The 24213-nt window shown below is 67.8% G+C and carries 25 protein-coding genes; 10 read left to right on the top strand and 15 right to left on the bottom strand.

All coding sequences use genetic code 11. The features are described 5' to 3' along the window. Nucleotides 1-41 precede the first annotated feature (41 nt). Together ACWDTP_RS23785 and ACWDTP_RS23780 are read right to left on the bottom strand one after the other, a co-directional pair. Nucleotides 42-773 carry a LacI family DNA-binding transcriptional regulator gene (locus tag ACWDTP_RS23785; protein WP_450024302.1) on the bottom strand — a complete coding sequence of 244 codons (732 nt, stop codon included), beginning with the start codon at nucleotides 771-773 and terminating at the stop codon, nucleotides 42-44. Nucleotides 774-826: 53 nt separating this feature from the next. Next, nucleotides 827-1660 carry a mycofactocin-coupled SDR family oxidoreductase gene (locus tag ACWDTP_RS23780; protein ID WP_450024300.1) on the bottom strand — a complete coding sequence of 278 codons (834 nt, stop codon included), beginning with the start codon at nucleotides 1658-1660 and terminating at the stop codon, nucleotides 827-829. A 188-nt stretch (nucleotides 1661-1848) separates the two neighbouring features. Between ACWDTP_RS23780 and ACWDTP_RS23775 the strand changes: the two genes are divergently transcribed. Next, a complete protein-coding gene (locus ACWDTP_RS23775) occupies nucleotides 1849-2895 on the top strand; it encodes a Gfo/Idh/MocA family protein (RefSeq protein WP_450024298.1) in 1047 nt (348 codons plus the stop codon). On the opposite strand, the gene ACWDTP_RS23770 is transcribed toward ACWDTP_RS23775, so the two are convergent. The 4 genes from ACWDTP_RS23770 to ACWDTP_RS23755 all read right to left on the bottom strand — a co-directional run bounded on the left by ACWDTP_RS23770 (nucleotide 2859) and on the right by ACWDTP_RS23755 (nucleotide 8187). After that, a complete protein-coding gene (locus tag ACWDTP_RS23770; protein ID WP_450024296.1) occupies nucleotides 2859-3998 on the bottom strand; it encodes an acyl-CoA dehydrogenase family protein in 1140 nt (379 codons plus the stop codon). The genes ACWDTP_RS23775 and ACWDTP_RS23770 overlap by 37 nt on opposite strands. Nucleotides 3999-4102: 104 nt before the next feature. Further along, on the bottom strand, nucleotides 4103-5524 hold the full coding sequence (gene pntB, locus ACWDTP_RS23765) for a Re/Si-specific NAD(P)(+) transhydrogenase subunit beta (RefSeq protein WP_450024294.1): 1422 nt from the start codon (nucleotides 5522-5524) through the stop codon (nucleotides 4103-4105). A gap of 34 nt (nucleotides 5525-5558) precedes the next feature. Further along, nucleotides 5559-7085, bottom strand: a complete 1527-nt coding sequence (locus ACWDTP_RS23760) for a Re/Si-specific NAD(P)(+) transhydrogenase subunit alpha (RefSeq protein ID WP_450024292.1) — start codon at nucleotides 7083-7085, stop codon at nucleotides 5559-5561. 70 nt (nucleotides 7086-7155) lie between these two features. Continuing rightward, nucleotides 7156-8187 carry a magnesium transporter CorA family protein gene (locus tag ACWDTP_RS23755; protein WP_450024290.1) on the bottom strand — a complete coding sequence of 344 codons (1032 nt, stop codon included), beginning with the start codon at nucleotides 8185-8187 and terminating at the stop codon, nucleotides 7156-7158. 56 nt (nucleotides 8188-8243) lie between these two features. On the opposite strand from ACWDTP_RS23755, the gene ACWDTP_RS23750 reads away from it, so the two are divergent. The 4 genes from ACWDTP_RS23750 to ACWDTP_RS23735 all read left to right on the top strand — a co-directional run bounded on the left by ACWDTP_RS23750 (nucleotide 8244) and on the right by ACWDTP_RS23735 (nucleotide 11671). After that, complete coding sequence (locus tag ACWDTP_RS23750; RefSeq protein WP_450024288.1) at nucleotides 8244-8864, top strand: DUF3159 domain-containing protein; 621 nt, start codon at nucleotides 8244-8246, stop codon at nucleotides 8862-8864. A 146-nt stretch (nucleotides 8865-9010) separates the two neighbouring features. Further along, nucleotides 9011-9874: an ABC transporter permease gene (locus tag ACWDTP_RS23745; protein WP_450024286.1), complete on the top strand. Its 864-nt coding sequence runs from the start codon at nucleotides 9011-9013 to the stop codon at nucleotides 9872-9874. Further along, nucleotides 9871-10902 carry a taurine ABC transporter substrate-binding protein gene (locus ACWDTP_RS23740; protein ID WP_450024284.1) on the top strand — a complete coding sequence of 344 codons (1032 nt, stop codon included), beginning with the start codon at nucleotides 9871-9873 and terminating at the stop codon, nucleotides 10900-10902. Before ACWDTP_RS23745 ends, ACWDTP_RS23740 begins: the two co-directional genes overlap by 4 nt. After that, nucleotides 10883-11671, top strand: coding sequence for an ABC transporter ATP-binding protein (locus tag ACWDTP_RS23735; protein WP_450024282.1), 789 nt, complete (start codon nucleotides 10883-10885; stop codon nucleotides 11669-11671). The genes ACWDTP_RS23740 and ACWDTP_RS23735 overlap by 20 nt, the downstream gene beginning before the upstream one ends. A 38-nt stretch (nucleotides 11672-11709) precedes the next feature. Here ACWDTP_RS23735 and ACWDTP_RS23730 read toward each other — a convergent pair whose 3' ends face one another. The 4 genes from ACWDTP_RS23730 to ACWDTP_RS23715 form a co-directional block, all read right to left on the bottom strand. After that, the gene (locus ACWDTP_RS23730; protein WP_450024306.1) at nucleotides 11710-12543 is read right to left on the bottom strand and encodes a class I SAM-dependent methyltransferase; all 834 of its coding nucleotides are present in this window, start codon (nucleotides 12541-12543) and stop codon (nucleotides 11710-11712) included. Between the two features lie 101 nt (nucleotides 12544-12644). Further along, entirely contained in the window at nucleotides 12645-13628 is a 984-nt protein-coding gene (locus ACWDTP_RS23725) for a zinc-binding alcohol dehydrogenase family protein (protein WP_450024280.1), read from the bottom strand. Then, a complete protein-coding gene (locus ACWDTP_RS23720) occupies nucleotides 13625-14302 on the bottom strand; it encodes a haloacid dehalogenase type II (RefSeq protein WP_450024278.1) in 678 nt (225 codons plus the stop codon). Before ACWDTP_RS23720 ends, ACWDTP_RS23725 begins: the two co-directional genes overlap by 4 nt. Beyond that, nucleotides 14299-15165, bottom strand: a complete 867-nt coding sequence (locus tag ACWDTP_RS23715) for an alpha/beta fold hydrolase (RefSeq protein WP_450024276.1) — start codon at nucleotides 15163-15165, stop codon at nucleotides 14299-14301. Before ACWDTP_RS23715 ends, ACWDTP_RS23720 begins: the two co-directional genes overlap by 4 nt. A gap of 85 nt (nucleotides 15166-15250) precedes the next feature. Here ACWDTP_RS23715 and ACWDTP_RS23710 point away from each other — a divergent pair, with 85 nt between their 5' ends. Further along, nucleotides 15251-15781, top strand: a complete 531-nt coding sequence (locus tag ACWDTP_RS23710; protein WP_450024274.1) for a CGNR zinc finger domain-containing protein — start codon at nucleotides 15251-15253, stop codon at nucleotides 15779-15781. On the opposite strand, the gene ACWDTP_RS23705 is transcribed toward ACWDTP_RS23710, so the two are convergent. Next, nucleotides 15766-15876 carry a hypothetical protein gene (locus tag ACWDTP_RS23705; protein ID WP_018602834.1) on the bottom strand — a complete coding sequence of 37 codons (111 nt, stop codon included), beginning with the start codon at nucleotides 15874-15876 and terminating at the stop codon, nucleotides 15766-15768. The genes ACWDTP_RS23710 and ACWDTP_RS23705 overlap by 16 nt on opposite strands. 113 nt (nucleotides 15877-15989) lie before the next feature. Between ACWDTP_RS23705 and ACWDTP_RS23700 the strand changes: the two genes are divergently transcribed. From ACWDTP_RS23700 to ACWDTP_RS23685, 4 genes are all read left to right on the top strand, one after another. After that, on the top strand, nucleotides 15990-16667 hold the full coding sequence (locus ACWDTP_RS23700; RefSeq protein ID WP_450024272.1) for a TetR/AcrR family transcriptional regulator: 678 nt from the start codon (nucleotides 15990-15992) through the stop codon (nucleotides 16665-16667). A gap of 156 nt (nucleotides 16668-16823) precedes the next feature. Next, complete coding sequence (locus ACWDTP_RS23695) at nucleotides 16824-17834, top strand: Bug family tripartite tricarboxylate transporter substrate binding protein (RefSeq protein ID WP_450024270.1); 1011 nt, start codon at nucleotides 16824-16826, stop codon at nucleotides 17832-17834. Next, nucleotides 17834-18367, top strand: a complete 534-nt coding sequence (locus tag ACWDTP_RS23690; protein ID WP_450024268.1) for a tripartite tricarboxylate transporter TctB family protein — start codon at nucleotides 17834-17836, stop codon at nucleotides 18365-18367. Before ACWDTP_RS23695 ends, ACWDTP_RS23690 begins: the two co-directional genes overlap by 1 nt. Nucleotides 18368-18386: 19 nt before the next feature. Then, nucleotides 18387-19919 (top strand): tripartite tricarboxylate transporter permease, encoded by a 1533-nt coding sequence (locus ACWDTP_RS23685; protein ID WP_450024267.1) that lies wholly within the window; start codon nucleotides 18387-18389, stop codon nucleotides 19917-19919. Here ACWDTP_RS23685 and ACWDTP_RS23680 read toward each other — a convergent pair. Genes ACWDTP_RS23680 through ACWDTP_RS23665 form a run of 4 tightly spaced genes read right to left on the bottom strand, consistent with a single transcriptional unit; the run spans nucleotide 19916 to nucleotide 24193 of the window. Continuing rightward, nucleotides 19916-21178 (bottom strand): HNH endonuclease signature motif containing protein, encoded by a 1263-nt coding sequence (locus ACWDTP_RS23680; protein WP_450024265.1) that lies wholly within the window; start codon nucleotides 21176-21178, stop codon nucleotides 19916-19918. The two genes, ACWDTP_RS23685 and ACWDTP_RS23680, sit on opposite strands and share 4 nt — an antisense overlap. Nucleotides 21179-21223: 45 nt before the next feature. After that, complete coding sequence (locus ACWDTP_RS23675) at nucleotides 21224-21904, bottom strand: FadR/GntR family transcriptional regulator (protein WP_450024263.1); 681 nt, start codon at nucleotides 21902-21904, stop codon at nucleotides 21224-21226. Beyond that, the gene (locus ACWDTP_RS23670; protein ID WP_450024261.1) at nucleotides 21901-23019 is read right to left on the bottom strand and encodes an L-talarate/galactarate dehydratase; all 1119 of its coding nucleotides are present in this window, start codon (nucleotides 23017-23019) and stop codon (nucleotides 21901-21903) included. The genes ACWDTP_RS23675 and ACWDTP_RS23670 overlap by 4 nt, the downstream gene beginning before the upstream one ends. Nucleotides 23020-23059: 40 nt before the next feature. Further along, nucleotides 23060-24193 carry an alcohol dehydrogenase catalytic domain-containing protein gene (locus ACWDTP_RS23665; protein WP_450024304.1) on the bottom strand — a complete coding sequence of 378 codons (1134 nt, stop codon included), beginning with the start codon at nucleotides 24191-24193 and terminating at the stop codon, nucleotides 23060-23062. Nucleotides 24194-24213: the final 20 nt, after the last annotated feature.

Genomic DNA, 24213 nt, shown 5'->3' with positions numbered 1-24213 from the left:
GCCCCCAACCGATATCTACACCTGCCACAAAACACTCTTCCCTACACGACCCTCTCCCGAGCCCGGGCCTGGGCGAGATGGACGTGCACGCCCCGGGGGCCGGCTATCGCATCGCGATAGCCGGCCAGCCGCTGCTGCAGATAGGTTTCGGTGATCGAGTCACGGTCGGGCAGGTCCCGCGTTCCGGCCGCCGCGACCGGCCCGAGCCGGTCGGCGATGACGCCGATACGCCGATGGCCAAGGGCAAGTACATGTTCCATCTGATCGGCGCCGGCCTGACGATGATCGATCGTGACGTAGGGAATGTTGGGCAGCCGTGGCGAATCGATCGCCACCGCGGGGATCCGCCGGGACAGGACCGCGCCGACGACGGGATGGTCGTCCGGAAGACAGTGCATCACCACCCCGTCGACCAGGCCGCGTAACGCCGCCGGCTGGACAGGGTTGGGCGCTCCGGTGCGGGCCACGGGTAACAGCGTCAACGCCACGTCGGCAAGCTCACCGACCTCGACGATGCCCCGCAACAGCAACGTGGTCGAGGGATCCTCGACGGCCGTCGCCAGCGACCCCGGCACCAGGACACCGACCGTCCCGATCCGGCCCAGCCGCAGGCTGCTGCCGGCGATGTTGGGGCCGGTGTAGCCCAATTCCGCGGCCACCGCGAGGATCTGCTCGCGTTGTCCGGCCGATACCCGCCCGGATCCGCTGTAGACGTAGGACACCGTGGCCTGAGAAACGCCTGCCGCTCTGGCGACGTCCTTCATGGTGACCATCTCGGAAAGACTAGCCGCTACTTCGGGCTGCCTTGCGCCGCAGCCCGGCCCATTCAGGACTTCACGATGAAGCCGGCATCGATGACCAGCGGCGTGGCGGTGATGTAGCGGCCCGGATCGGTCACCAGATACAGGATGGCGTTGCTGACGTCCTGCGGCTGGATCCACGGCACCGGAAGGATATGGGTGCCGCTGAACGTGTCGACGACATCGTCGCGGGTGGGCTTGTCGAGGTCCGGCCGGAACAGGCCGTAGACGAAGTCGTTGTTGATCATATGGGTGTCGACGCAGGTCGGATTCACCGAGTTGACCCGGATGTTGTACTGGCCGAGTTCGCGGGCCAGCGAGGTCATCAGCCCGGTCACGCCGTGTTTGGCCGCGGCGTAGGACGAGATGTTCTCGGCGCCCTTGATCGCCTCGGTGGAGCCGATGAAGACGATCGACCCGCCCTCGTTCTGGGCGATCATGGTCGGGATCGCGGCCTTGACCGTGTGGAACACGCCGTTGAGGTTGATGTCCACCATCTCGCGCCAGTCCTGCGGGCTGATCTCCCAGGTCTTGGCGCCCGAGCAGATCCCCGCGTTCGGGATGACGATGTCCACCCGGCCGAATTGCTCGATGCCACGGTCGAATACGGCCTTGACCTGTTCGAAGTCCCGGGTGTCGGCGACCTCGGCGACGATCTGGGCGCCGGTCTCCTTGACCTGACGGATGGTCTCGTGCAGATCGTCGTCGGTGGCGCCGGGGTAGGCCGTGGTCGACGGTTTGGCGCAGAGGTCGAGTCCGATGATATCGGCACCCTCCCGCGCCAGGGTCAGGGCGTGTGAACGGCCTTGTCCGCGTGCGATTCCGGTGATGAAGGCTACCTTGCCGGCAAGTTGTCCCATGAGAACTCCTCTGTCGATGGATTTGGTGAATCGTATCATCAGATGGCGACTCCGGATCGGGGGTCGGTGGTGTTTAACTGCGATGATACGATTCACCATGAGCGTCTGGCGGCGCTGGGCCGGCGGGTGAAGGATTAGATTGATCGAGAACGTGCGATCACGACACGACCGATGAGCAGAGGTGGCCTATGACCGACTATCCGCGGCTGAATTGGGGCCTGATCGGCGCCAGCGATATCGCCGAGACGCGGATGATCCCCGCGCTCCGGCGCGACGGGCACAGCGTTGTCGGGGTCGCCAGCCGTTCCGTCGAGCACGCCGCGGCGTACGCCGAGCGTAATGACATACCTTCGGGTAAGTCAGATTTCAGTCTCGAGTCGCTGCTGGGGGATCCGGCCATCGACGCGGTGTACATCTCCAGCACCAACGAGCAGCACCTCGCTCACGCCGCAGCGGCGGCCGCGGCGGGCAAACATGTGCTGTGCGAGAAACCGATATCGACCGACCTCGACAGCGCACGAAAGATCGTCGCGGCGTGCGCCGAACACGGTGTGGTGCTGGCGGTGAACCATCATCTTCCCGCGGCGGGCACCCACCGCACCGTGCGCACGCTGGTCGGCGACGGTGCGATCGGGCGGGTGCTTTCGGTCGACGTCCGGCACACGGCGCTACTTCCGGAGCGGTTGCGCGGCTGGCGGCTGAGTGACGCTCCCGGCGCGGGCGTCGTGATGGATCTGGCGGGTCACGATGTGTCGGTGGTCAATCCGCTGCTGGGCACCCGCGCAATGGCGGCGACGGCGATCACTGTGCGCCAAGGCCGCTGGGATGCCGCCGCGGAGGACGCCGCGGCGGCGGTCCTGCTGTACGAGGACGACGTCCTGGTTCGGCTGCACGACGCGTTCACCACGCCGTACACACCAAGCTATCTGGAGGTCCACGGCGAACTCGGCAGCATCCGTGCGCCGGAGGTGATGACCCCCGAACCGATCGGCGCCGTCTTCCTGAACGATGCCGCGGGCGAGCGTGAGATCGAGGTGCTCGACCGCAGGCATCCGTACGACGTCACCCTGGAGCACTTCACCCGCGCGGTGCACGGCGACGGTCGCCCCGTCGTCGACGGGCAGGATGCGGTGAACGCGCTGACGGCCTGTCTGGCCATCCTCGAATCGGCCGAAACCGGGCGGCGGGTCGCGGTGGGTCAGGACCCGAGTCCGCGGGAGATGACCAGCCGCTGAATCTGGTTGGTGCCCTCGAAGATCTGGGTGATCTTGGCTTCCCGCATGAACCGTTCGACGCGGAAGTCCCTGGTGTAGCCGACCCCGCCGAGCACCTGCACGGCGTCGGTGGTGACCTTCATCGCGGCGTCGGTGGCCACCAGCTTGGCGACGCTGGCCTGCGTCGAATACGGCAGGCCGGCGTCGCGGCGGCGGGCGGCGTCCAGATAGGTGGCCCGGGCGCTGATCACCCCCGCGGCCATATCGGCCAGCAGGAATCCCAAACCCTGATGGTCGATGATCTTGCGGCCGAAGGTCGTTCGCTCCTGCGCGTAGCGCACCGCCTCGTCGAGCGCGGCCTGGGCGATGCCGACGGCGACCGCGGCGATGCCGAGCCGGCCGGAATCCAGGGCGGAGAACGCGATCGACAGGCCCTGGCCTTCCTCGCCGATCAACCGGTCGGCGTCGAGGACGGCGTTGTCGTAGAACGCCGACGTGGTGGGTACCGCGTGCAGGCCCATCTTCTCCTCGGGTTTGCCGAAGCTCAGGCCGCCGAGGTCGCCGGGGACCAGGAAGCACGAAATCCCGCGGGAGCCTTCCCCGGTGCGGGCGAACAAGGTATAGAAATCCGCCCGGCCGCCGTGGGTGATCCAGGCTTTCGACCCGTTGAGGACATATCCGTCGTCAGATCGGGTCGCCTTGCAGTTCAGCGCGGCGGCGTCCGATCCGGCCTGCGGTTCGGACAGGCTGTAGGCGCCGATCTGTTCGCCGGAGAGCATGCCGGGCAGCCAGCGGGACTTCTGCTCCTCGGTGCCGAACATCAGCAGCGGATGCGAGGACAGGCTGTGCACGCTGACCGCCACCGCGATCGCCGCCCAGCGGGCCGCGATCTCCTCCAGCACCTGCAGATACACCTCGTAGGGTTGACCGCCGCCACCCCACTGCTCGGGCTGGGGCAGGCTCAACAGGCCGGCGGCGCCGAGTTGGGCGAACACGCCCTCGGGGTAGGTCTCGGCCTTCTCGTGCTCGTCGACGATCGGGTCGAGGACCTTATCGGCGATGTCGCGGGTCAGCGCGATGAGCTCGGAGGCTTCGTCGGAGGGCAGGAGGCGGTCGACCGGCATGGTTGCATATCCTAGTTTCCGCGCCCGGTCCTCCCGCGAGGAGACACAAAACTGTCCACTTTCGCGGTAAAAGGGGCAGGTTTGTGTCTGCTCGGCGGAAAAAGTTACAGCGCGGCGAGGATGTCGTTGACGCGGTCGCGGGCGTCGCCGAACAGCATCTGGGTGTTGTCGCGGAAGAACAGCGGGTTCTGCACGCCGGCGTAGCCGGAGGCCATGGATCGTTTGAACACGATGACGTTGTCGGCGTTCCAGACCGTGAGTACGGGCATGCCGGCGATCGGTGAGCCCGGATCTTCGGCGGCGGCCGGGTTGACGGTGTCGTTGGCGCCGATCACGAGTACGACGGCGGTGTCGTCGAAGTCGTCGTTGATCTCGTCCATTTCCAGCACGATGTCGTAGGGCACCTTGGCCTCGGCCAGCAGCACGTTCATATGCCCGGGCAACCGGCCCGCGACCGGGTGGATGCCGAACCGGACGTTGACCCCGCGATCGCGCAGTTTGCGGGTCAGGTCGGCGACCCCGTACTGGGCCTGGGCCACGGCCATCCCGTAGCCGGGGGTGATGATCACCGAGCTGGCCGAGCCGAGCAGTTCGGCGGCGCCCTCGGCGTTGATCTCGCGGTGCTCGCCGTAGTCCTTGTCGTCGGCGGGGCCTGCCTCGATGCCGAAGCCGCCCGCGATGACCGAGATGAACGACCGGTTCATCGCCTTGCACATGATGTAGGACAGGTAGGCACCGGAGGAGCCGACCAGCGCGCCGGTGATGATCAGCAGGTCGTTGCCGAGCAGGAAGCCCGAGGCCGCCGCAGCCCAGCCGGAGTAGCTGTTGAGCATCGACACCACGACCGGCATATCGCCACCTCCGATGGAGGCGACCAGGTGCCAGCCCAGCAGCAGCGCCAGCACGGTGACCACCACCAGCAGCCACAGCTGCGGGTCGATCACGAACCACACGGTGAGCGCGAAGAACACCACGAGCGCGCCGACGTTGAGGTAGTTCTTGCCGGGCAGCATCAGCGGCGCGGACTTGATCCGGGCCGAGAGTTTGAGGTTGGCCACGATCGACCCGGTGAAGGTCACCGCACCGATGAAGACGCCGACGAACACCTCGGCCGAGTGGATCCCGGTCATCCCCTCGGCGGCCAGCTTGAGCGCCTCATCCCCGTGGGGTGCGTTCTCGACGTCGAGATAGCCGTTCCAGCCGACCAGCACCGCGGCCAGACCCACGAAGCTGTGCAGCAGGGCGATCAGTTCGGGCATACCGGTCATCTCGACCACCCGCGCGCGCCACAGCCCGATCGCCGCGCCGATGATCATCGCCCCGATCAACAGGCCAAGGCCCAGCGGCGAGATGGTCCGGTTGATCGCCAGCGCGATGGTCGCGATCAGCGCCACCGCCATACCGGCGATGCCGAACGTGTTGCCCGCCTTCGACGTTTCATGCTTCGACAGCCCGGCCAGCGCCAGGATGAACAGCAGAGCCGCGATGATGTAGGCCGCGGTCGCGGCGGTTTCGATGTTGAACATGGAGTCCGTTCCAGAGTTTCCGGGTGCGCAGGCTCTAGCTGCGGGAGAACATGCCGAGCATGCGACGCGTCACCGCGAAGCCGCCGAAGACGTTGATGCTGGCCAGCAGGATCGCCGCGCAGGCCAGCGCGGTGACCGCGGGGTCATGGTGGCCGATCTGCAGCAGCGCACCCACCACGATGATTCCCGAGATCGCGTTGGTCACCGACATCAGCGGGGTGTGCAGCGCGTGGTGCACATTGCCGATCACGTAGTAGCCGATCACGATGGCCAACGCGAACACCACGAGGTGGACCTGCAGCGCCGGTGGTGAGATCGCGACCAGCCCGAACAGCACGGCCGCGACCACGAACGTGACGCCCAACCGGCGCCCGGTCGACATCGGCTGCTTCGGTTCGGCGGCCGCCACCGGTGCGGCGGCCGGCGCGGCCACCGGTGCGGCCGAGACCTGCACGGGTGGCGGCGGCCAGGTGCTCTGTCCGTCGCGCACGACCGTCATCGACCGTTGCACCACATCGTCGAAATCCAGGACGACTTTGCCGTCCTTGTCCGGGGTCAGCAGCTTGAGCAGGTTCACCAGGTTGGTGCCGTAGAGCTGCGACGCCGTCGCGGGCAGCCGCCCGGCCAGGTCGGTGTAGCCGATGATGGTCACACCGTTGTCGGTGACGACAGCCTGGTCTTTGACCGTGCCCTCGACGTTGCCGCCGTTGGCCGCGGCCATATCGACGATGACGCTGCCCGGCCTCATCGACGCCACCATGTCGGCGGTGATGATGCGGGGCGCGGGCCGCCCGGGGATCAGCGCCGTGGTGATGATGATGTCGACATCGCCGGCCAGCTCGCCATACAGCGCGGCCTCGCGGGCCTTGTAGTCCTCGCCCATCTCCTTGGCGTAACCGGTGGCCGACACCTCGGCCGCCGCCGGGTCCACCGACACATATTCACCGCCCAGCGAGGCGACCTGGTCGGCGACCTCGGGCCGCGGATCGGTGGCCCGCACCACCGCACCCAGGCTGCCCGCAGCGCCGATCGCGGCCAGACCGGCCACACCGGCCCCGACCACCAGCACCTTGGCCGGCGGAACCTTGCCCGCCGCGGTCACCTGCCCGGTGAAAAACCGGCCGAAAGCATGCGCGGCCTCGACCACCGCCCGGTAACCGGCGATATTGGCCATCGAGGACAACACGTCCAACGACTGGGCCCGCGAGATCCGCGGCACCGCGTCCATCGCCAACACCGTGATCGGACGCGACGACAGCTTCTCGACCAGGTCGGGTTTGAGCGCCGGAGAGATCAGGCCGACCAGCATGGCACCGTCACGCAGCGCCGCGATCTCGGCATCGTCGGGCGCGTTCACCTTCAACACCACATCGGCCGACCACGCGTCACCGATCTCAGCGCCCGCGTCCACATAGGCACCGTCGGAGAAACTCGACGCGACGCCCGCGCCGGACTCTACGACAACTGCATAGCCGAGCTTGCTAATCTGCCCGACGGTCTGCGGCGTCGCGGCGACGCGGGTCTCACCGGAGAGAGACTCGCGCGGTATCCCGATGATCATCGGAAGAGTCTTTCATCTGCGGCTGGACGCCACGTATGCCCCCTCGCCCAGTGAGCAGGGTGCTTAAGAGTCAGAGCCAGTCGCGGCGCTTGAACATCACGTACAACAGGACCACGAGCACCGCGATCAGCGCCGAGCTCGCGATGAAGCCGACCACGGTGTTGATGCCCGGGTACTCGACGTTCTGGCCGTAGAACCCGGTGATGGCGGTCGGCACCGCGATGATCGCGGCCCAGCCGGTCAGCTTCTTCATCACCGTGTTCAGCCGGGCGTCCTGCAGCGACAGGTTGGTCTCGAACACCGTGGTGACCATGTCGCGCAGCGATTCGGTCCACTCCGAAGCGCGCAGCACGTGGTCGTACAGGTCGGCGTACAGGGGGTCCAGTTCGGGTGCCGTCTTGGAGTCCAGCCTGCGGTGCTGGATGGTGCTGACCACCTCGCGCATCGGCAGCACCACCCGCCGCAGCTCGACCAGGTCCTTGCGCAACCCGAAGGTGCGGCGCTGCAGGCCGTGCCGGGGACCCCCGTCGTCGAACAGCTCGTCCTCCAGCGATTCGATGGCCTCGTCGAGTGCCTCGACGGCCTCGAAGTGCCCGTCCACCACGACGTCGAGCAGGCCGTGCACGAGCGCCCCGACGCCGTACTGCTGGCCGCCGAGTTCGTCGAAGCGCTGCGACACCTCGTCGATGTCGAACCGGTCGGTGAGTTCGGTGTCCCCGGTATCGACGGACGGCAACCGGACCGTGATCAGTCCGCGCGGCAGGACGAACGCCGAGATGCGGTGTTTGATCAGGGTGGACGTGAAGGACGTGGGGTCCTGCGCCGGCGCCCTGGTGTCCACCGCATACACCGTGAAGAACGTATGCGTGTGGTACACAGACGCTTTGGTGCGCTCCTTGGGCGCGGTGACATCCTCGACGGCCCAGATGTTGAGCCCGAGTTCGGCGGCCAGGCTCTGCAGCGTCTCGTGGTCGGGGTCGAAGATGTCGGCCCACAGCAGGGCGTCCTCGGCGGCAAGGCAATCCGAGATCGCCGAGAAGGTGAACTCGTCGACGGGCTGCCCGGATCGCCAGACCCGTCCCCGCACCTGCGTCGTGGGCACGCCTCATGGTAATTCGGGCTCAGGGGCGTCTCAGGTAGCTCGGTACTCTCGATGGAGTGCCGGACTCCCCGCTCGACAACCTGCTTGCGCGCACCGGAGGCATCCGCGGCCTCATCGCCTCAGGCCTGCCGGTGACCGTGTATGCGACGGTCTCGGCGCTGTCGGGTCGCGTGCCCGCGGTCATCGCCGCGCTGATGACCGCGGCCATCGTGTTGGGCTGGCAGCTGCTGCGCCGCGAATCCCTTCGCCCCGCGCTGTGGGGTTTCGCCGGAGTGGCCGCCTGCGCGGGTCTGGCCCTGGTCACCGGGCAGGCCAAGGACTTCTACCTGCCGGGCATCTGGATGGCCCTGGTGTGGGCCGTCGTGCTCACGCTCTCGGTCGTCATTCGGCGGCCGCTGGTCGGCGTGGTGTGGGCCTGGGCCACCGGACGCGACGGCATGTGGCGGCGAGTTCCCCGGGTGCTCTTGGCATTCGACGTCGTCACCGCCGTCCTGGCGTCGGCGTCCTGGTCGCGGTTCCTGGTGCAGAACTACCTCTACGGCACCAACCAGGACGAGCTGCTCGCGGTCGCGCGGATCGCCATGGGGTGGCCACTGGCCCTGATCACCACCGCAATGATGCTGCTGGCCGCCCGGTACGCGATGCGGACCCTCCCGCAGCCCGCCACCGCAACCTGACCAGGCCGAAAAACTCACCGCGATTCCAGGCCTTCCCGGCGCCCGCCCCGGCCGGTAGCAATACCCGGGTGAACCCGACGCTGCCTGCCTGCTGTTGCTGAAGCCCAGCCACCGACCTCGCTTCAGCAACAGAAAGTCGACCGACAGTGTCCGTCTTCGTCGATATCGTCCCCGGTGACTCCGAGACCGGTTCACCACCTCCGGCCGCGCAGGCCAACCGGTGGCGCGCCGGTCTGACCAAGGCCGCCCTGCCGTTGCTGTCGGTCGTGGTGTTCTTCGCGGTGTGGCAGTTGGTCGCGGTCGCGGGCATCTGGAACCAGACCTTCGTGCCGTATCCGGCCACGGTGTGGCGGGCCTTCCTCGACCTGTCCACCACCCACGACGGGGTCCGTGGCTACGGCGGCTACCTGCTGGTCGAGCACCTCTACATGACGTTGCGCCGGGTGCTGGCCGGTGTGGTGATCGGCGTGGTGATCGGTGTCCTGCTCGGTCTGCTGATGGGTTCGGTCGGCTGGTTGCGCAGTGTCCTGGAACCATGGCTGACCTTCCTGCGCGCCCTGCCGCCGCTGGCCTACTTCTTCCTGTTGGTGATCTGGCTGGGCATCGACGAAGCCCCGAAGATCACGCTGCTGGCGCTGGCCGCGCTGCCCCCGGCGGCCGTCGCCACCACGGCCGCCGTCCTGGCCGCACCGGTCGGGCTGCAGGAGGCGGCCCGCGCCCTTGGCGCGACCAGGGCCGAGGTGATCCGCGATGTCGTGGTGCCCTCGGCGCTGCCGGAGACCTTCACCGGCATCCGGCTGGCGGTCGGCATGGCCTACTCATCGGTGGTGGCCGCGGAACTGTTCAACGGCATCCCCGGTATCGGCGGATTGGTCAAGGACGCAAGCAATTACAACAACACACCGGTCGTGCTGGTCGGGATCTTCGCCATCGGGATCTCGGGTCTGATCATCGACGGCGGCCTGCGGGCCGCCGAGCGCCGTGCGGTTCCGTGGAGAGGGAAGATATGAAGCTGAGAGCACTACTGGCCACCGCCGCGGCCGCGGGCCTGACGCTGGCCGGGTGCGCGATCGACCACTCCGGGCAGGACGCCCAGAAGCCGACGATTCGCCTTGGCTACCAGTCCTTTCCGAGCGGTGACCTGATCGTCAAGAACAACCGGTGGCTCGAGGAGGCACTGCCCGACTACAACATCAAGTGGACGAAGTTCGACTCGGGCGCCGACGTCAACACCGCGTTCATCGCCAAGGAACTCGACTTCGGCGCCATCGGTTCCAGCCCGGTCGCCCGCGGTCTGTCGGCCCCGCTGAACATTCCGTACCGGGTGGCGTTCGTGCTCGACGTCGCCGGCGACAACGAGGCGTTGGTGGCGCGCAACGGCACCGGCGTCAACACCATCGCCGACCTCAGGGGTAAGCGGATCGCCACGCCATTCGCCTCGACCGCGCACTACAGCCTGCTCGCCGCGCTGGCGCAGAACGGGCTGTCGCCCAGCGATGTTCAGCTGATCGACCTGCAACCGCAGGCCATCCTGGCGGCCTGGGATCGTGGCGATATCGCGGCCGCCTACACCTGGCTGCCCACGTTGGATCAGCTGCGCCCGACCGGCAAGGAGCTGATCACCAGCAGGCAACTGGCCAAGGACGGCAAGCCGACTCTTGACCTGGCGGCGGTCGCCGACGAGTTCTCCTCGGCGCACCCCGACGTCGTCGACGTCTGGCGTCAGCAGGAGGCCCGCGCCCTCGACGTGATCAAGAACGACCCGGATGCGGCGGCCAAGGCGATCGCCGCCGAGATCGGACTGTCCCCCGAAGACGTTGCGGGACAACTCAAGCAGGGCGTGTACCTGACCCCGGCCGAGGTGGCGTCGCCGACCTGGCTTGGCGCCGACGGCGCGCCGGGCAATATCGCCACCAACCTGCAGAGCGCCTCGCAGTTCCTGGCCGATCAGAAGCAGATCCCGGCCGCGGCCCCGCTGTCGACGTTCCAGGACGCCATCTATACGAAGGGGCTGCCCGGTGTCCTCACCAAACAGTGACGCCACGGGCGGGCTGCGGATCGCCAACGTGGCGCACCGGTACGGCCGGGGCAGCAGTGCGGTCACCGCCCTCGGCCCGGTCGACCTCGATGTGGCGCCAGGGGCGTTCCTGGTGCTGGTGGGCGCGTCGGGCTGCGGTAAGAGCACGCTGCTGCGGCTGATCGCCGGATTCGAGACCCCGTCGGAAGGCGAGGTCGAGGTGGCCGGAACCCGCCCGACACCAGGGGTCACCTCGGGGGTGGTGTTCCAGCAGCCCCGGCTGTTCCCGTGGCGCACGGTAGGCGGCAACGTCGACCTCGCGCTCAAATACGCCGGGGTGCCGCGGGACCGCCGGGCGCAGCGCCGCGAGCAGCTGCTCGACCGGGTCGGCCTGGAAGGCATTGCGGACCGCAAGATCTGGGAGATCAGCGGTGGGCAGCAGCAGCGGGTCGCGATCGCCAGGGCATTGGCGGCCGAGACCCCGCTGTTCCTGCTCGACGAACCGTTCGCGGCGCTCGACGCGCTGACCCGTGAGCGGCTGCAGGAGGATGTCCGCGAGGTGAGCGCCGAGTCCGGCCGCACCACGGTGTTCGTCACCCACAGCGCCGACGAGGCGGCGTTCCTCGGTTCACGGATCGTGGTGTTGACCCGCCGCCCCGGCAAGGTCGCGCTGGACCTGCCCGTCGACCTGCCGCGCACCGGTGTCGACGCCCACGAACTGCGCCGGTCTCCGGAGTATCTGCGGTTGCGGGCCGAGGTGGGCGAGGCGGTCAAGGCGGCCGCGGCGTAGCCGCGAATCCGACATCGGCGGCGTAGCAGCGGGGTGGGTCAGCCGTGGCTGGCGCGCAGGTAAGTGACGTCGCTGAACAGGGCGAAGTTGTCGTCCTGCGGGTAGCTCAGCCCGTTGGCGGTGTAGAGATCGTCCATGGTGCGGGCGGTGCTGTGCCAGCCGAGTCCGCCGAGGTAGTCGGGGACGTGGCTGCGCTCGCCCTGGTACACCAGCGCACTGATGTTCACGGCGGTCTGCTTCCAGCGTTCGCGCAGATGTGCCGACCGTTCGTCGTGGAAGATCGACATATCGGGGACGTATTCGGTGGCGAGTTGGCTGCCGGGCGCGCTGAGGGTGTTGATCCGGTCGAACAACGCGTCCTGGGCCTCGGTCGGCAGGTACACCAGCAGGCCCTCGGCGCTCCACGCGGTCGGGGCGGTCGGATTGAACCCGGCCCGGCGCAGCGACTCCGGCCAGTCGTCGCGCAGATCGGCCGCCACCGGGCGATGCGTCGCACTCGGCTGGGCGCCGAGACCGGCGAGCGTGCTGGTTTTGAACTCGATGACCTCCGGCAGGTCGACCTCGTAGACCACGGTGCCGGGCGGCCAGCCGAGCCGGTAGGCGCGGGTGTCCAGACCGGACGCCAGGATCACCGCCTGCCGGACCCCGGCCCGCGCGGCGTTGAGGAAGAAGTCGTCGTAGAACCGGGTGCGTACGGCCATGTGTTCGCCGGACCGGTGCGGGTCGTAATCGGGGACGTCCTCGGGAATGTCACCGTCGAGCACCCTGGTGAAGAAATCGATGCCGACCGCGCGCACCAGGGGCTCGGCGTAGGGGTCGCTGATCAGGGGTTGTTCGCTGCGCGATGCCAGCGCCCGCGAGGTGGCCACCATCGTGGCGGTGGCGCCCACGCTGGTGGCCAGATCCCAGCTGTCGTTATCGGTCCGCACTTTCGGCACGCTACACGCGCCGGCGGCCGGCCCGGACCCGGCCTCTAGACGACGACCACCATCTTCCCGCCGGCCTCACCCGATTCCATCACCCGGTGCGCCTCCCGGATCTCGTCGAAGGAGAACACCCGCGACGGGGCGGCCTCGATCTCGCCGTCGGCGACCCGGCGGGCGATATCGCCCAGCGGTACATCCGACAACGGGAATCCTGGTGTGCCGAACACGAAGCTGCCGAAGAAGCTGAGGTTGACCCCGCTGGCCATCCGCAGCAGCGGGTTGAAGTCGGGGATCGGATCGAGCCCGCCCAGCCAGCCGGCCAGGCACGCGGTCCCGCCGCGGCGCAGCATGTCCAGCGAGTCGAGGATCGTGCTGTTGCCCACCAGGTCCAGCACCGCGTCGATCGCGCCGGCCTCGGCGATGTGTGCGCTGAGATCCGGGACCTCGCGCTCGGCACGGTGCACTCCCAGCTTCTCCAGCAGCCCGAAGCGTTCGGGATTGCGGGTGGTGGCGATGACCGTGGCGCCCGCGTTGACCGCGAGCTTGACCGCGGCCTGGCCGAACGATGAGGTGGCACCGCGGATCACCAGCGTCTGTCCGGCCTTCAGGTCGATGTTGCGGAACAGGCACGTCCATGCGGTGGCATAGGTTTCGGGCAGGGCGGCCAGCTGCGCCCACGGCAGATCGGAGTCGATGAGCGCGACGTTGGCGGCCCGCACCCGGGTGTATTCGGCGTAGCTGCCGTTGATGGTGCGGCCAAGGCCGCCCATCAGCGCGGCGACCTTGGCGCCGACCGGGAACTCGCCGCCGGGGCAGGAGTCGACGATGCCGACGCATTCGATGCCGCTGACCGGGGCCGACTCGGCCCATTCCCCGCGGCGCATATGCATTTCGGCATGGTTGATGCCGAAGCCCTTGACCTGGATGACGACCTCGCCGGCCTCCGGTTCGGGTTTGGGGATATCGGTGTAGACCAGGCGGTCCAGTCCGCCGAAGCCGTCGAGAACGATGGCGCGCATGGTGGTGCTCATGATCGACTCTCCAGGATGGTGTTGAGCTGCAACAGATCTGTGGCGATGAGGGTTGGCGCAGGGACTCCCGGCGCCGGCAGGGCGGCGTTGCCGGGACGGGTGATGAGCGCGCCGCCGAAGCCCGCGGCCTGCGCGCCCAGCGTGTCCCACATGTGGGCGGCGACCATCATGCAGTCGGCCGGGGCCAGGCCCAGGCTGTCGGCGACGCCGGTGTAGAGCACCGCCGAAGGCTTGAACGCCCGATGCTCGTCGACGGTGAACTGCCGCTCGAAATACCCGGCCAGGCCGGCATGCTCCAACGGTGTCGGGCCTTCTCGATGCGGGGAATTCGTCAGCGTCACAAGGCGGTAGCCGTTGTCGCGAAGCCGTCGCAGCCCCTCCTCGACGTCGGGATGGGCCGGCATGGTGCGCATCCCCTCGGCCAGGGCCGCCAGATCGTCCTCGCCGATGTCGACGCCGCGGATCTCGGCGAGCATCCGCAGCACCGCCTGGCCCAGCGCGAAGAAGTCGGTGTAGCGCTCGGCCAGCGTGACGGCCATGGAGTACATCACCAGTTGGCCGAACCACTCCCGCAGCATGTCGGGGTCGCCGAAGATCCGGTCGAAATGCGGTCGCAGGGACTCGATGTCGATCAGGGTCTCGTTGACGTCGAACACCAGCACCTGCGGCCTCATGCGGCGACCCGCCGCTGCAGGAATGCGTCGATCAGTGCGGACACCTCGGCGGCGTGGGTCTCCAGCAGGAAATGCCCACCGTCGAGCAGGTGGATCTCGGCGTCGGCGGCGTCCTTGCCGAACGCCCGGGCGCCGTCGGGCCCGAAGATCGGATCGTGCTCACCCCACACCGCGAGGACCGGAACCCCGGTGGTGCGCAGGTATTCGTGCAGCGCCGGGTACATCGGTGCGTTGGAGGCGTAGTCCAGGAACAGCTTGAGCTGGATCTCGTCGTTGCCGGGGCGGGCCAGCTGCGCGGCATCGTGGGTCCAGGTGTCCGGGCTGATCAGCGTCTCATCGGAGACCCCGGTCAGGTACTGCCATTTGATGCCTTCGACGGACAACGCCGCCCGCACGCCCGCCTCGGTCTGTGGGGTCTGCTCGCGCTGGTAGGCCCAGACCCCGGTCCAGAAGCTCTCGACGAAGCCCTCGTCGTAGCCGTTGCCGTTCTGGGTGACGATCGCGGTGATGGCGTCCGGGTGCCGCAGCGCGAGCCGCCACCCGATCGGGGCGCCGTAGTCCTGGACGTAGATCGCGTAGCGGGACACCCCGAGCTGGTCGAGCAGCCCTTCGGTGAGGTCGGCGAGCGCGTCGAAGGTGTAGTCGAATTCGGTGGCCGCAGGCGCATCGGAGTGTCCGTAGCCGAGGTGATCGGGTGCGATGACGTGGTAGCGCCCGGCCAGTAGCGGGATGAGGTCGCGGAACATGTACGAGCTGGTCGGGAAGCCGTGCAGCAGCACGATCGCCGGGGCATCGGGGGCGCCCGCCTCGCAGTAGTGCAGCCGCTGCCCGTCGACGGTGGCGTAACGGTGGTGAACGGTCATGGCTAACTCCTTAAGTGATTTTTATCGGTTAGCGACATTCAACGCCCATCGGGGTAACCTGTCAATAGCAGTTTGGAGGTTAGATATGGATCTGGTGGCGATGCGGCCGCAGGACGAGACGCTGCTGCTCGATCTGCTCAACACCACGCCGGTGGTGGACGGAGTTCAGCTCGACGACCTGGTCGATCGGAAGGCCGCGCGGACCTGGTTGCGCGAGCGCGGGGTGGCCGAATCCGATCTGGAGGATCTGATCGCCGCGCGGACCGCGCTACAGGCCGTGGTGCGTGGGGTGCGGGGCCCCGAGGTGCTGCAGCCGTTCCTCGACGGGGTGGCGCTGCGCCCCGTGGTGACGGCGGACGGCGTGAGTTGGCGGGTGACCGCCGAGGGTGTCGCGGACGGGGCGGCGCGGGCCGTGCTGGCCTGGGACGGGCTGCGGATCACCAGCCCGGGACGGCTCCGCGCGTGTGCGAACGACGATTGCCGGTTGTTTCTCATCGACCGCAGCAAGCCAAACACCGCACGCTGGTGCTCGATGGCGATCTGCGGAAACCGAATGAAGGCGCGCAGGCATTACCGGCGCGCGAAGGCTACGAACCGGGACTACACCGGGGGATAGGCGGGCGGTGGGTAGACGCCTCGCAGACCCCACGGCACCCAGTTGAAGAAATACTCGATTTCATCGCTGGCGTCGTAGTCGGGATTGGGATCCATTTCGGCAGTCTAGACCGACGGAGCGGGACCCGAACAGATATTGCCTACACTATCAACCATCCAGTTGATTGAAACCCCGGCACGGTCCGGACAATGCTGATAGTGAGTGTCCTATGTCATCGGAAGCAGACGCCGGCCGGGGCCGGGTAGCGGCAGCCACCAACGGATCCTCGCGGCGAGACGAATTGCTCACCGTCGCGGCCAAGCTCTTCGCCGCGCGCGGCTATCACGGCACCCGGATGGATGACGTCGCCGAAGCCGTCGGCCTCAACAAGGCCACCGTCTATCACTACTACTCCAGCAAGTCGTTGATCCTCTACGACATCTACAAGGGAAGCGCCGATTTCACGGTGGAGGCGTTGCACGACGATCCGAGCGCATCGGCGCGCGAGACCATCTACCACTTCACCCGGCGGCTGCTCGTCGGCATCGCCAACGACCTCGAGCGGGCCGCGGTGTACTTCCAAGAGGGCCCCTACATCACCGAGTGGTTCACCGAGGACCAGGTCGACTACATCCGCCGTGCCGAGGCCCAGGTGTACGAGCATGTGCGCGACGTCATCGACCGGGGTATCGCCAGCGGCGAGTTCTACGACTGCGACTCGCACGTGCTGGCGCTGGGCTACATCGGCATGACGCTGGGTGCCTATCGCTGGCTGCGCCCGCACGGCAGGCGCACCGCCGAGGAGATCGCCGTCGAGTTCAGCACCGCGCTGCTCCGCGGGCTGATCCGGGACGAGGCGGTACGCACCGGACAACCCCTCGGAATCGACGTCGGCCAGACGCCGTAGCCGCCAAAGCGACGGTTTCACAACTTATCCCGTAAGGGTATTAAGCGATACCAATTTGGCCTTGGACAGGTATCGTTCCGCTCCCTATTTTGTAGTGATGGCTGCCACAGCGGCGGCTTTTACGCGCGTCCTCTCACACATACAGGAGCGAACGTCATGACGACTCCCGCCCTTCGCAGAAACCGCCGCATCCTGGCCGGCGCCGCCATCTGCGGCCTGGTCCTCAGCGCCTGCGGTGGCGTCCAGACCAGCACCGGAAGCGGATCCGGCGACGGCTATCCATCGGGCACGGTGGAGATGTACGTCGGCGCCTCGGCCGGCGGCTCGAGCGACCTGATCAGCCGGGCCGTCTCGAAAGGACTCAGCGACTCCCTCGGCGCATCGTTCCCGGTGATCAACCGCGAGGGCGCCAACGGGGCGCTGGCCGCCGCCGAGGTGGCCAAGGCCAAACCCGACGGCGCGGTCATCTCGATCCAGAACGCCTCGCTGTTCACCATCACCCCACTCGCGGTCAGCGCCAACGAGGTCACCAACATCGACGACTTCGACGTCGTCTACGGGGTGTCGCGCGACGACTACGTGCTGGTGACCAACCCGGCCAGCGGATACAAGACGCTCGACGACATCAAGAACTCCAAGCGGGTGGTGCGGTACGGCACCACCGGCGTCGGCACCGGTGCACAGCTGTCGGCGGCATTGCTGTTCAAGACGAGTGGCGTGCAGTCCCAGGCGGTTCCGTTCGACGGCGGCGCCCCGGCCCTGGCCGCGGTGCTGGGCAACCAGGTGGACGCGGCCGCGATCCAGATCGGTGAGGGGATCGAGAACATCCAATCGGGCAAGCTGACCCCGCTCGCGGTCTTCGGCCCCGACCGGGTCAGCTACCTGCCCGAGGTGCCGACCGCCAAGGAGGCCGGCCTGGACGTCGAGGTGACGCAGTACCGGTTCATGACGGTGCCCAAGGGCACGCCGCAGGAGGTCAAGGACAAGCTCATCGAGGGGATGAAGGCCACGTTCGGCACCGAGCAGTACAAGAAGTTCAACGAGCAGAACAGCCTCACCCCGATGGAGATCCCGGGCGACAAGGTGCTGGACCAGCTCAAGGCGGATAAGCAGCGCTACGCCGATCTGGTCAAGCAGTACGGCATCAACCTCACCGACAAAGCCTGATGACCGAGTTGCGCGAACCTCACACCCCCGACGTACTGGCCGAGATCGAGGCCGAGGTCGCCCAGGAGCTGGCCGAGGAGCAGCCGCCCGCGGGCGGTCCCCTCTACCAGGTGATCGGCGCCCTGGTCGGGGTCGCCGTCGGCGTGACCGGCGCGGTCCTGGCCTACCGGTACGGGCTCGGCTCCCTGCACGAACCCGGCCCCGGCCTGTGGCCCTTCGTGGTCAGCGTGGTGATCGCGGCACTGTCGGTGCTCCTGCTGGTGGTGGGGCGCGGTCTGACCGACAGCGAGAAGTTCACCCGCAGCAGCATCCTGGCGGTCGCCGGCGCGGCTACCTTCGCCGCCTTCGGTCTGCTGTTGCCGTTGGTCGGCTTCGAGATCCCCGCGGTGCTGCTGTGTGTGATCTGGTTGCGGTTCCTCGGCGGCGAGAGTTGGCGCAGCACCATCGTGATCAGCCTGGTCACCACCGCGGTGTTCTATCTGCTGTTCCTCTACGGGCTGCGCATCCCGCTGCCGCACCTGCTCAACTTCTGAGCCGGCTAGCCGAAACATCATGGACTTCAACGCATTTGTGGACGGATTCGCGCTCGTCGTCGAACCCAAGAACCTGTTGTACTGCCTGGTCGGTGTGCTCATCGGCATGGTGATCGGGGTGCTGCCCGGGCTCGGCCCGGCGGCCACCATCGCCATCCTGCTGCCGATCACCTACACGATCGACCCGGTGGCCGCGATCATCATGCTGGCCGGTATCTACTACGGCGCCCAGTACGGCGGCACCATCACCTCGGTGCTGCTGCGACTACCCGGCGAGGCATCCTCGGTCGTCACCGTCTTCGACGGCTTCGCGCTGGCCAAACAAGGCAAGGCGGGGACCGCGCTCGGCATCGCCGCGATCGGATCATTTGTCGGAGCGACGATTTCGATCGTCGGGCTGACCCTGCTCGCGCCCGTGGTGGCCAGCGTGGCCCTCGACTTCGGGCCGCCGGAGTACGCCGCCCTCGCGCTGCTCGGTGTGCTGCTGGTCGCCACCATCGGCAGCGGCAACAAGCTCAAGGCGCTGATCGCCGGCGCCATCGGCCTGCTGTTGGCCACCGTGGGGCGGGACAGCTTCAGCGGAGCCTCCCGCTTCACCTTCGACAGCCTGCAACTCGCCGACGGCATCGACTTCGTCGTCGTCGCAATGGGTTTGTTCGGTGTCGGCGAGATCCTCTACAACCTCGAACAACGGCACGGTAAGCCGCACGTGCCCGCCAAGGTCGGCAACATCTGGCCGTCGCGCAAGGACCTCAGGCAGTCCACCGGTGCCATCGGACGCGGTTCGCTGATCGGATTCGTTCTGGGCGTGCTCCCCGGCGGCGGTGCGGTGCTGTCGTCGATCGTGGCCTATGCCACCGAGAAACGGCGCTCCAAGACACCCGAGCGATTCGGGCGCGGTGCCATCGAGGGCGTGGCCGCGCCGGAAACGGCGAACAACGCCGCCGCGACATCGTCGTTCATCCCCCTGCTCACCATAGGGCTGCCCGCGAACGCGTCGATGGCGATGCTGTTCGGGGCACTGTTGATCCTCGGAATCTCGCCTGGACCGCAACTCGTCGATGAGCACCCCGACGTGTTCTGGGGCGTGATCAACTCGATGTACATCGGCAACCTGCTGCTGCTGTTGCTCAGCATCCCACTGGTCGGCATCTTCGTGCGGATCCTGCGGGTCAGGCCGGCGATCCTGGCGCCGATCACCGCGCTCATCACGATTCTGGGCGTGTACACGATCAACAATTCGACCTTCGACATCTTCCTGATGCTCGGGTTCGGCATCATCGGATACCTGATGAAGAAGGCCGGATTCGACCCGGGCCCAATGGTGTTGGCGTTCGTCCTCGGGTCGATCATCGAGTCGAGCACCCGCAGGTCCCTGCTGATCTTCGGCGGCGATCCGACCGGATTCCTCACCAGGCCCATCTCGGGGAGCATCCTGGCGGCTTTCGTCCTGCTCGCACTGCTTCCGGCGGTGCGGTACGTCGTGGCGCGTCGCAAGGCGGCACAGGCCGCACCCGTCACCACCGATGACGGCGAGACCGTCGCCCGTTAGTTACGCGGCGCGGCGACGTGGATTGGTGGAGGTTGTGGTCGGAACGGTTCATACCACCACCATTGCGCGCGTTCCCCGAGTGGGCCGGGGCACGGTGGCGCCACCGGACGAGGGGTGGTGGGTGGCCGGGCCAGTGCTGCGCCGGTCAGTACCCGACCGTCGCCGTCGGTGATCGTGAGCTTTTCGGCGGGCCCGGTGATGGTGATGGTGCCCCCGTGGTGCTGGCGGTGGTGAAACGGGCAGACCAACACCAGATTGGACAGCTCAGTGGCACCGCCGTTCTCCCAGTGCACAATGTGATGGGCATGCAGTCCGCGGGTGGCCCCGCAGCCGGGGACCACGCAACAGTTGTCGCGATGCTCCAACGCTCGGCGTAGCCGCCGATTGACCGTCCGGGTGCCCCGGCCCGATCCGATGACGCGGCCGTGGCGTCGGAACCAGACCTCGCAGGTCGCATCGCAGAGCAGATAGCGACGCTCATCCTCGGTCAGCAGTGGACCCAGATGCAGGGCTGCCACCGGTTTCTCGACGTCGAGATGCACGACCACGGTGGTGTGCTGGCCGTGCGGACGGCGAGCCACGTCGGCGTCCCAGCCGGACTCGACCAGGCTCATGAACGCATCGACCCCGTCGGGGAACGGCGGCGCCTGCTCGGACCGTCCAGTTACATCGTGGTCGTGTTTCCAGTCCGCGATCAGCGCATCCCGGTGCGACTGGTGGGCGGCCTCGAATTTCGCGGCCTCCACCCGCGGCAACCGGATCTTCCAGGTGGTGTACCCGGCACTCTCGGTTTTGCTGATGGAGCGCTGTGGTTCGGGCTTGGGATCCGGCTGGGGACGTGGTTCGAGTTTGACCGCGGTGCGCAGCTGGCTGACCGTGGCGACTTCGGCGAGCTCCGCGTAGTGCTCATCGGATCCGTCGGCGGCGTGTTCGGCGATCACCCCGAACCGGTCCAGTGACAGCCGGCCTTCGCGCATCGCCGTTGCCAGGCGCGGAAACTCCTGCAGCCGTTCGGCGATGGCGACCACGACTTCGGCGTTGCGCGGTGTCACGCCGGTCTTCCAGGCCACCAGCGCCGACATCGACCGGCACCCGGTGGCGCCCCAGAGTCCGTCGCCATCGATTTCGGCGATGATCTCCACCAGCCGGCCGTCGATCGCATTGCGCTGACCGCACAGCTCCGCGAGCTCGTCGAACAGCACATCCAGCCGCTTCACCGGACACGCCTCATCGGCGAAAGGTGCTGCGGTCGTGGACATAACGGTATTGTCCCAGAGGGGTCCGACAACCTCGATGTCAGAGCGTCAGTGACCGCCGGCGTCCAACCGGCGCCGGGTGTTACCAAGGTGCAGGCGCATGGCGGCCCGCGCGAGGTCGGGCTCGCGCGCGATGACCGCGGCCGCCACCTCGTCGTGTTCGCGGCGAACCCGCTCGGCGTGGGCGGCGTCGGTGATCGAATGGGTATCGCCCAGCCGGGTCCGGGCCAGCATGATCATCATCGGGCCCAGCGAGTCCAGCAGATCGACGTAGAACCGGTTGCCGCTGACCTCCGCGATCGCGCGGTGGAACCGGAAATCGGCCTCGACCGCGTCCTGCGGGGCGGCCGCGACGAAATCGGCGAGCGCCGCGCGGACCGCCTCGCTGCCCCGATCGTCGAGGCGGGCCGCGGCCAGCGCCGCGGCCTCGCACTCGACGCCGAGCCGGAAGTCGACCATATCGAGCACATCGCGGTGGGTCCGGATCGCCGCGGACTCCACGGTGAACGAGGTGGGTTCGGGCACCGCGAGCACGAATGATCCACGGCCCTGGAATGTTTCGACCAGGCCCTCGGCCCGCAGCCGGGTCACCGCCTCGCGGACCACGGTGCGCGACACGCCGAATTCCTCGATCAGCTCGGACTCTGAGGGCAGTTTGTGCCCGGGCGGCAGGTCGCCGGCGAAGATCTTGTCCTTCAGGCCGCCGACCACCCGCTGCGATGCGCTCATGCGCCGAATTCTGCCCGTTCCTTGGTCAGTGCCCGCATCTGGTCGCTGAGGGTGAAGCCCAGCCCGGGCCGGTCGGGCAGCCACATCCGGCCGTCGCGAATCTCGATGCGCTCGTTGAACAGCGGGTTGAGCCATTCGAAATGCTCGACCCACGGCTCGGTCGGGTAGGTCGCGGCCAGGTGCAGGTGGATCTCCATGGCGTAGTGCGGGGCCAGCGCCAGGCCGGCATGCGACGCCAGCGTCGCGAACCGCAGGAACGGGGTGATGCCGCCGATCCGGGGTGCGTCGGGTTGCACGATGCCGCGGTAGCCCGCGTCGATCAACGCCATGTGCTCGGGCACCGAGGTGAGCATCTCGCCGGTGGCGATCGGGGTGTCGAAGGTATGGCTCAGGTCGGCGTGCCCCACCGCGTCCCAGGCGTCCAGCGGCTCCTCGATCCAGATCAGGTCGAACTGCTCGAGCTCGCGGCACATCCGCCGGGCCCGGGCCCGGTCCCACTGCTGGTTGGCGTCGACCATCAGCGGACCGTCGCCGAGGTGGTCGCGCAGCGCGGCCACCCGTTGCAGATCGGTCTTCCAATCCGGTTGTCCGACCTTCATTTTGATGCCGCCGATGCCGGCCTCCAGGGATGCGCTGGCCTTCTCCTTGATCTCCTCGACCGAGGCCTGCAGGAAGCCGCCCGAGGTGTTGTACACCCGGCAGGAATCCCGGTGGGCGCCGATGAGCTTGGCCAGCGGCAGGTCGGCGCGGCGGGCCTTGAGGTCCCACAGCGCGACGTCGAGCGCGGCGATGGCCTGGGTGGCCACTCCCGAGCGGCCCACCGAGGCGCCTGCCCACAGCAGCGACTGGTAGATCCGGTCGATGTCGGAGGGGTCCTGGCCGATCGCGACCTCGGCCACCTCGGCGAGGTGGGTGTACTGGGCGGGCCCGCCCGCGCGTTTGGAGTAGCTGAAACCCATACCCTGCAGGCCCTGCTCGGTGGTGACCTCGGCGAACAGCAGCACGGTTTCGGTGAGTGGTTTCTGCCGGCCGGTGAGGACCTTGGCATCGCTGACCGGATTGGGCAGCGGCAGGACGACGTGGGACAGCGTGAGATGACGGATGCGATCAGGCATATGACAAGTCTATAACTTGTCATATAAGTTGGGAAGGGGCTCAGTCGAACGTGATGACCTGACGCACCGCTCGGCCTTCGGCGAGTTCGTCCATGCCGGTGTTGATGTCGGCGAGCGGGATCGTCGACGACACCAGGGTCTGCACCGGCAGCCTGCCGGCCCGCCACAGATCGACGAAGCGCGGGATATCCCGGGACGGCACCGCCGAGCCGAGGTAGCTGCCGATCAGCGAGCGTCCCTCGGCCACGAACCCCAAGGGGGACACCGTGATCCGCGCATCCGGCCGTGGCAGGCCCACGGTGATGGTGCGGCCGCCCGCCCCCGTGAGCCCGATCGCGGTCTCCAGTGCGGCGGGATGTCCGGCGGCCTCGATCACCACCTCGGCCTTGAGATCGGCCGCCTGGTCGGGTGTGTAGGTCTCGTGCACGCCGAGTTCGCGGGCCCGGGTCAACTTGTCCGATAACTGGTCGACGCCGATCACCCGGATGTCATCGTGGGCGAGCGCCGTCAGGGCGGCGGCCATGCCGACCCCGCCCAGTCCGACCACCGCCACGGTCTGGCCCGGTTGTGGCCTACCGACGTTGAGCACCGCGCCGCCGCCGGTGAGTACCGCGCAGCCCAGCAGGGAGGCGACGACGGCCGGGACATCCGGAGGAACCGGGACCACCGACCGCCGGTCCACCACCGCATGCGTCGCGAATCCGGACACCCCGAGGTGGTGGTACACGGGTTCGCCGTCGCGGCTCAGCCGGATGTCGCCGCCCATCAGCGTTCCGGCACCGTTGGCCGCCGATCCGGGGCCACACGGCGTCAAACCGTCGGTCGCGCAGGCCGGGCATTCGCCGCAACGCGGCAGAAAGGTCATCACGACACGCTGGCCCACCCGAAGGTCGCCGTCGCCGGCCTCCACGATCCCGGCCGCCTCGTGCCCGAGCAGCATCGGCACCGGGCGCACCCGGTTCCCGTCGACGACCGAGAGGTCGGAGTGGCACAGCCCGGCCGCCTCGATCCGGACCAGCAGCTCACCGGGGCCGGGCTCGGCGAGGTCGAGTTCGGACACCGTCAACGGCTGGGACCCGGTGTATGGGCGTGGCGCGCCGATGGTTTCCAGGACAGCTCCGCGCCCGAGCGCCGCCGGCTTCGGGGAGTTCTCGCCGTACCAGAAGGCGCTCACCCGATTACAGGGCGACGCCC

Source organism: Mycobacterium sp. NPDC003449, from assembly GCF_053588415.1.
This window is presented reverse-complemented; position numbering and strand designations above follow the sequence as displayed.

Bases quoted from the DNA above. Each gene is read 5' to 3' on its own strand.
- ACWDTP_RS23720 (WP_450024278.1), bottom strand. From the start codon at position 14,302: ATGAGGCCGCAGGTGCTGGTGTTCGACGTCAACGAGACCCTGATCGAC.
- ACWDTP_RS23785 (WP_450024302.1), bottom strand. From the start codon at position 773: ATGGTCACCATGAAGGACGTCGCCAGAGCGGCAGGCGTTTCTCAGGCC.
- ACWDTP_RS23775 (WP_450024298.1), top strand. From the start codon at position 1,849: ATGACCGACTATCCGCGGCTGAATTGGGGCCTGATCGGCGCCAGCGAT.
- ACWDTP_RS23740 (WP_450024284.1), top strand. From the start codon at position 9,871: ATGAAGCTGAGAGCACTACTGGCCACCGCCGCGGCCGCGGGCCTGACG.
- ACWDTP_RS23670 (WP_450024261.1), bottom strand. From the start codon at position 23,019: ATGCCTGATCGCATCCGTCATCTCACGCTGTCCCACGTCGTCCTGCCG.
- ACWDTP_RS23725 (WP_450024280.1), bottom strand. From the start codon at position 13,628: ATGAGCACCACCATGCGCGCCATCGTTCTCGACGGCTTCGGCGGACTG.
- ACWDTP_RS23710 (WP_450024274.1), top strand. From the start codon at position 15,251: ATGGATCTGGTGGCGATGCGGCCGCAGGACGAGACGCTGCTGCTCGAT.
- ACWDTP_RS23770 (WP_450024296.1), bottom strand. From the start codon at position 3,998: ATGCCGGTCGACCGCCTCCTGCCCTCCGACGAAGCCTCCGAGCTCATC.
- ACWDTP_RS23680 (WP_450024265.1), bottom strand. From the start codon at position 21,178: ATGTCCACGACCGCAGCACCTTTCGCCGATGAGGCGTGTCCGGTGAAG.
- ACWDTP_RS23685 (WP_450024267.1), top strand. From the start codon at position 18,387: ATGGACTTCAACGCATTTGTGGACGGATTCGCGCTCGTCGTCGAACCC.
- ACWDTP_RS23700 (WP_450024272.1), top strand. From the start codon at position 15,990: ATGTCATCGGAAGCAGACGCCGGCCGGGGCCGGGTAGCGGCAGCCACC.
- ACWDTP_RS23730 (WP_450024306.1), bottom strand. From the start codon at position 12,543: ATGGTGGCCACCTCGCGGGCGCTGGCATCGCGCAGCGAACAACCCCTG.
- ACWDTP_RS23715 (WP_450024276.1), bottom strand. From the start codon at position 15,165: ATGACCGTTCACCACCGTTACGCCACCGTCGACGGGCAGCGGCTGCAC.
- pntB (WP_450024294.1), bottom strand. From the start codon at position 5,524: ATGTTCAACATCGAAACCGCCGCGACCGCGGCCTACATCATCGCGGCT.
- ACWDTP_RS23780 (WP_450024300.1), bottom strand. From the start codon at position 1,660: ATGGGACAACTTGCCGGCAAGGTAGCCTTCATCACCGGAATCGCACGC.
- ACWDTP_RS23695 (WP_450024270.1), top strand. From the start codon at position 16,824: ATGACGACTCCCGCCCTTCGCAGAAACCGCCGCATCCTGGCCGGCGCC.
- ACWDTP_RS23705 (WP_018602834.1), bottom strand. From the start codon at position 15,876: ATGGATCCCAATCCCGACTACGACGCCAGCGATGAAATCGAGTATTTC.
- ACWDTP_RS23760 (WP_450024292.1), bottom strand. From the start codon at position 7,085: ATGATCATCGGGATACCGCGCGAGTCTCTCTCCGGTGAGACCCGCGTC.
- ACWDTP_RS23675 (WP_450024263.1), bottom strand. From the start codon at position 21,904: ATGAGCGCATCGCAGCGGGTGGTCGGCGGCCTGAAGGACAAGATCTTC.
- ACWDTP_RS23690 (WP_450024268.1), top strand. From the start codon at position 17,834: ATGACCGAGTTGCGCGAACCTCACACCCCCGACGTACTGGCCGAGATC.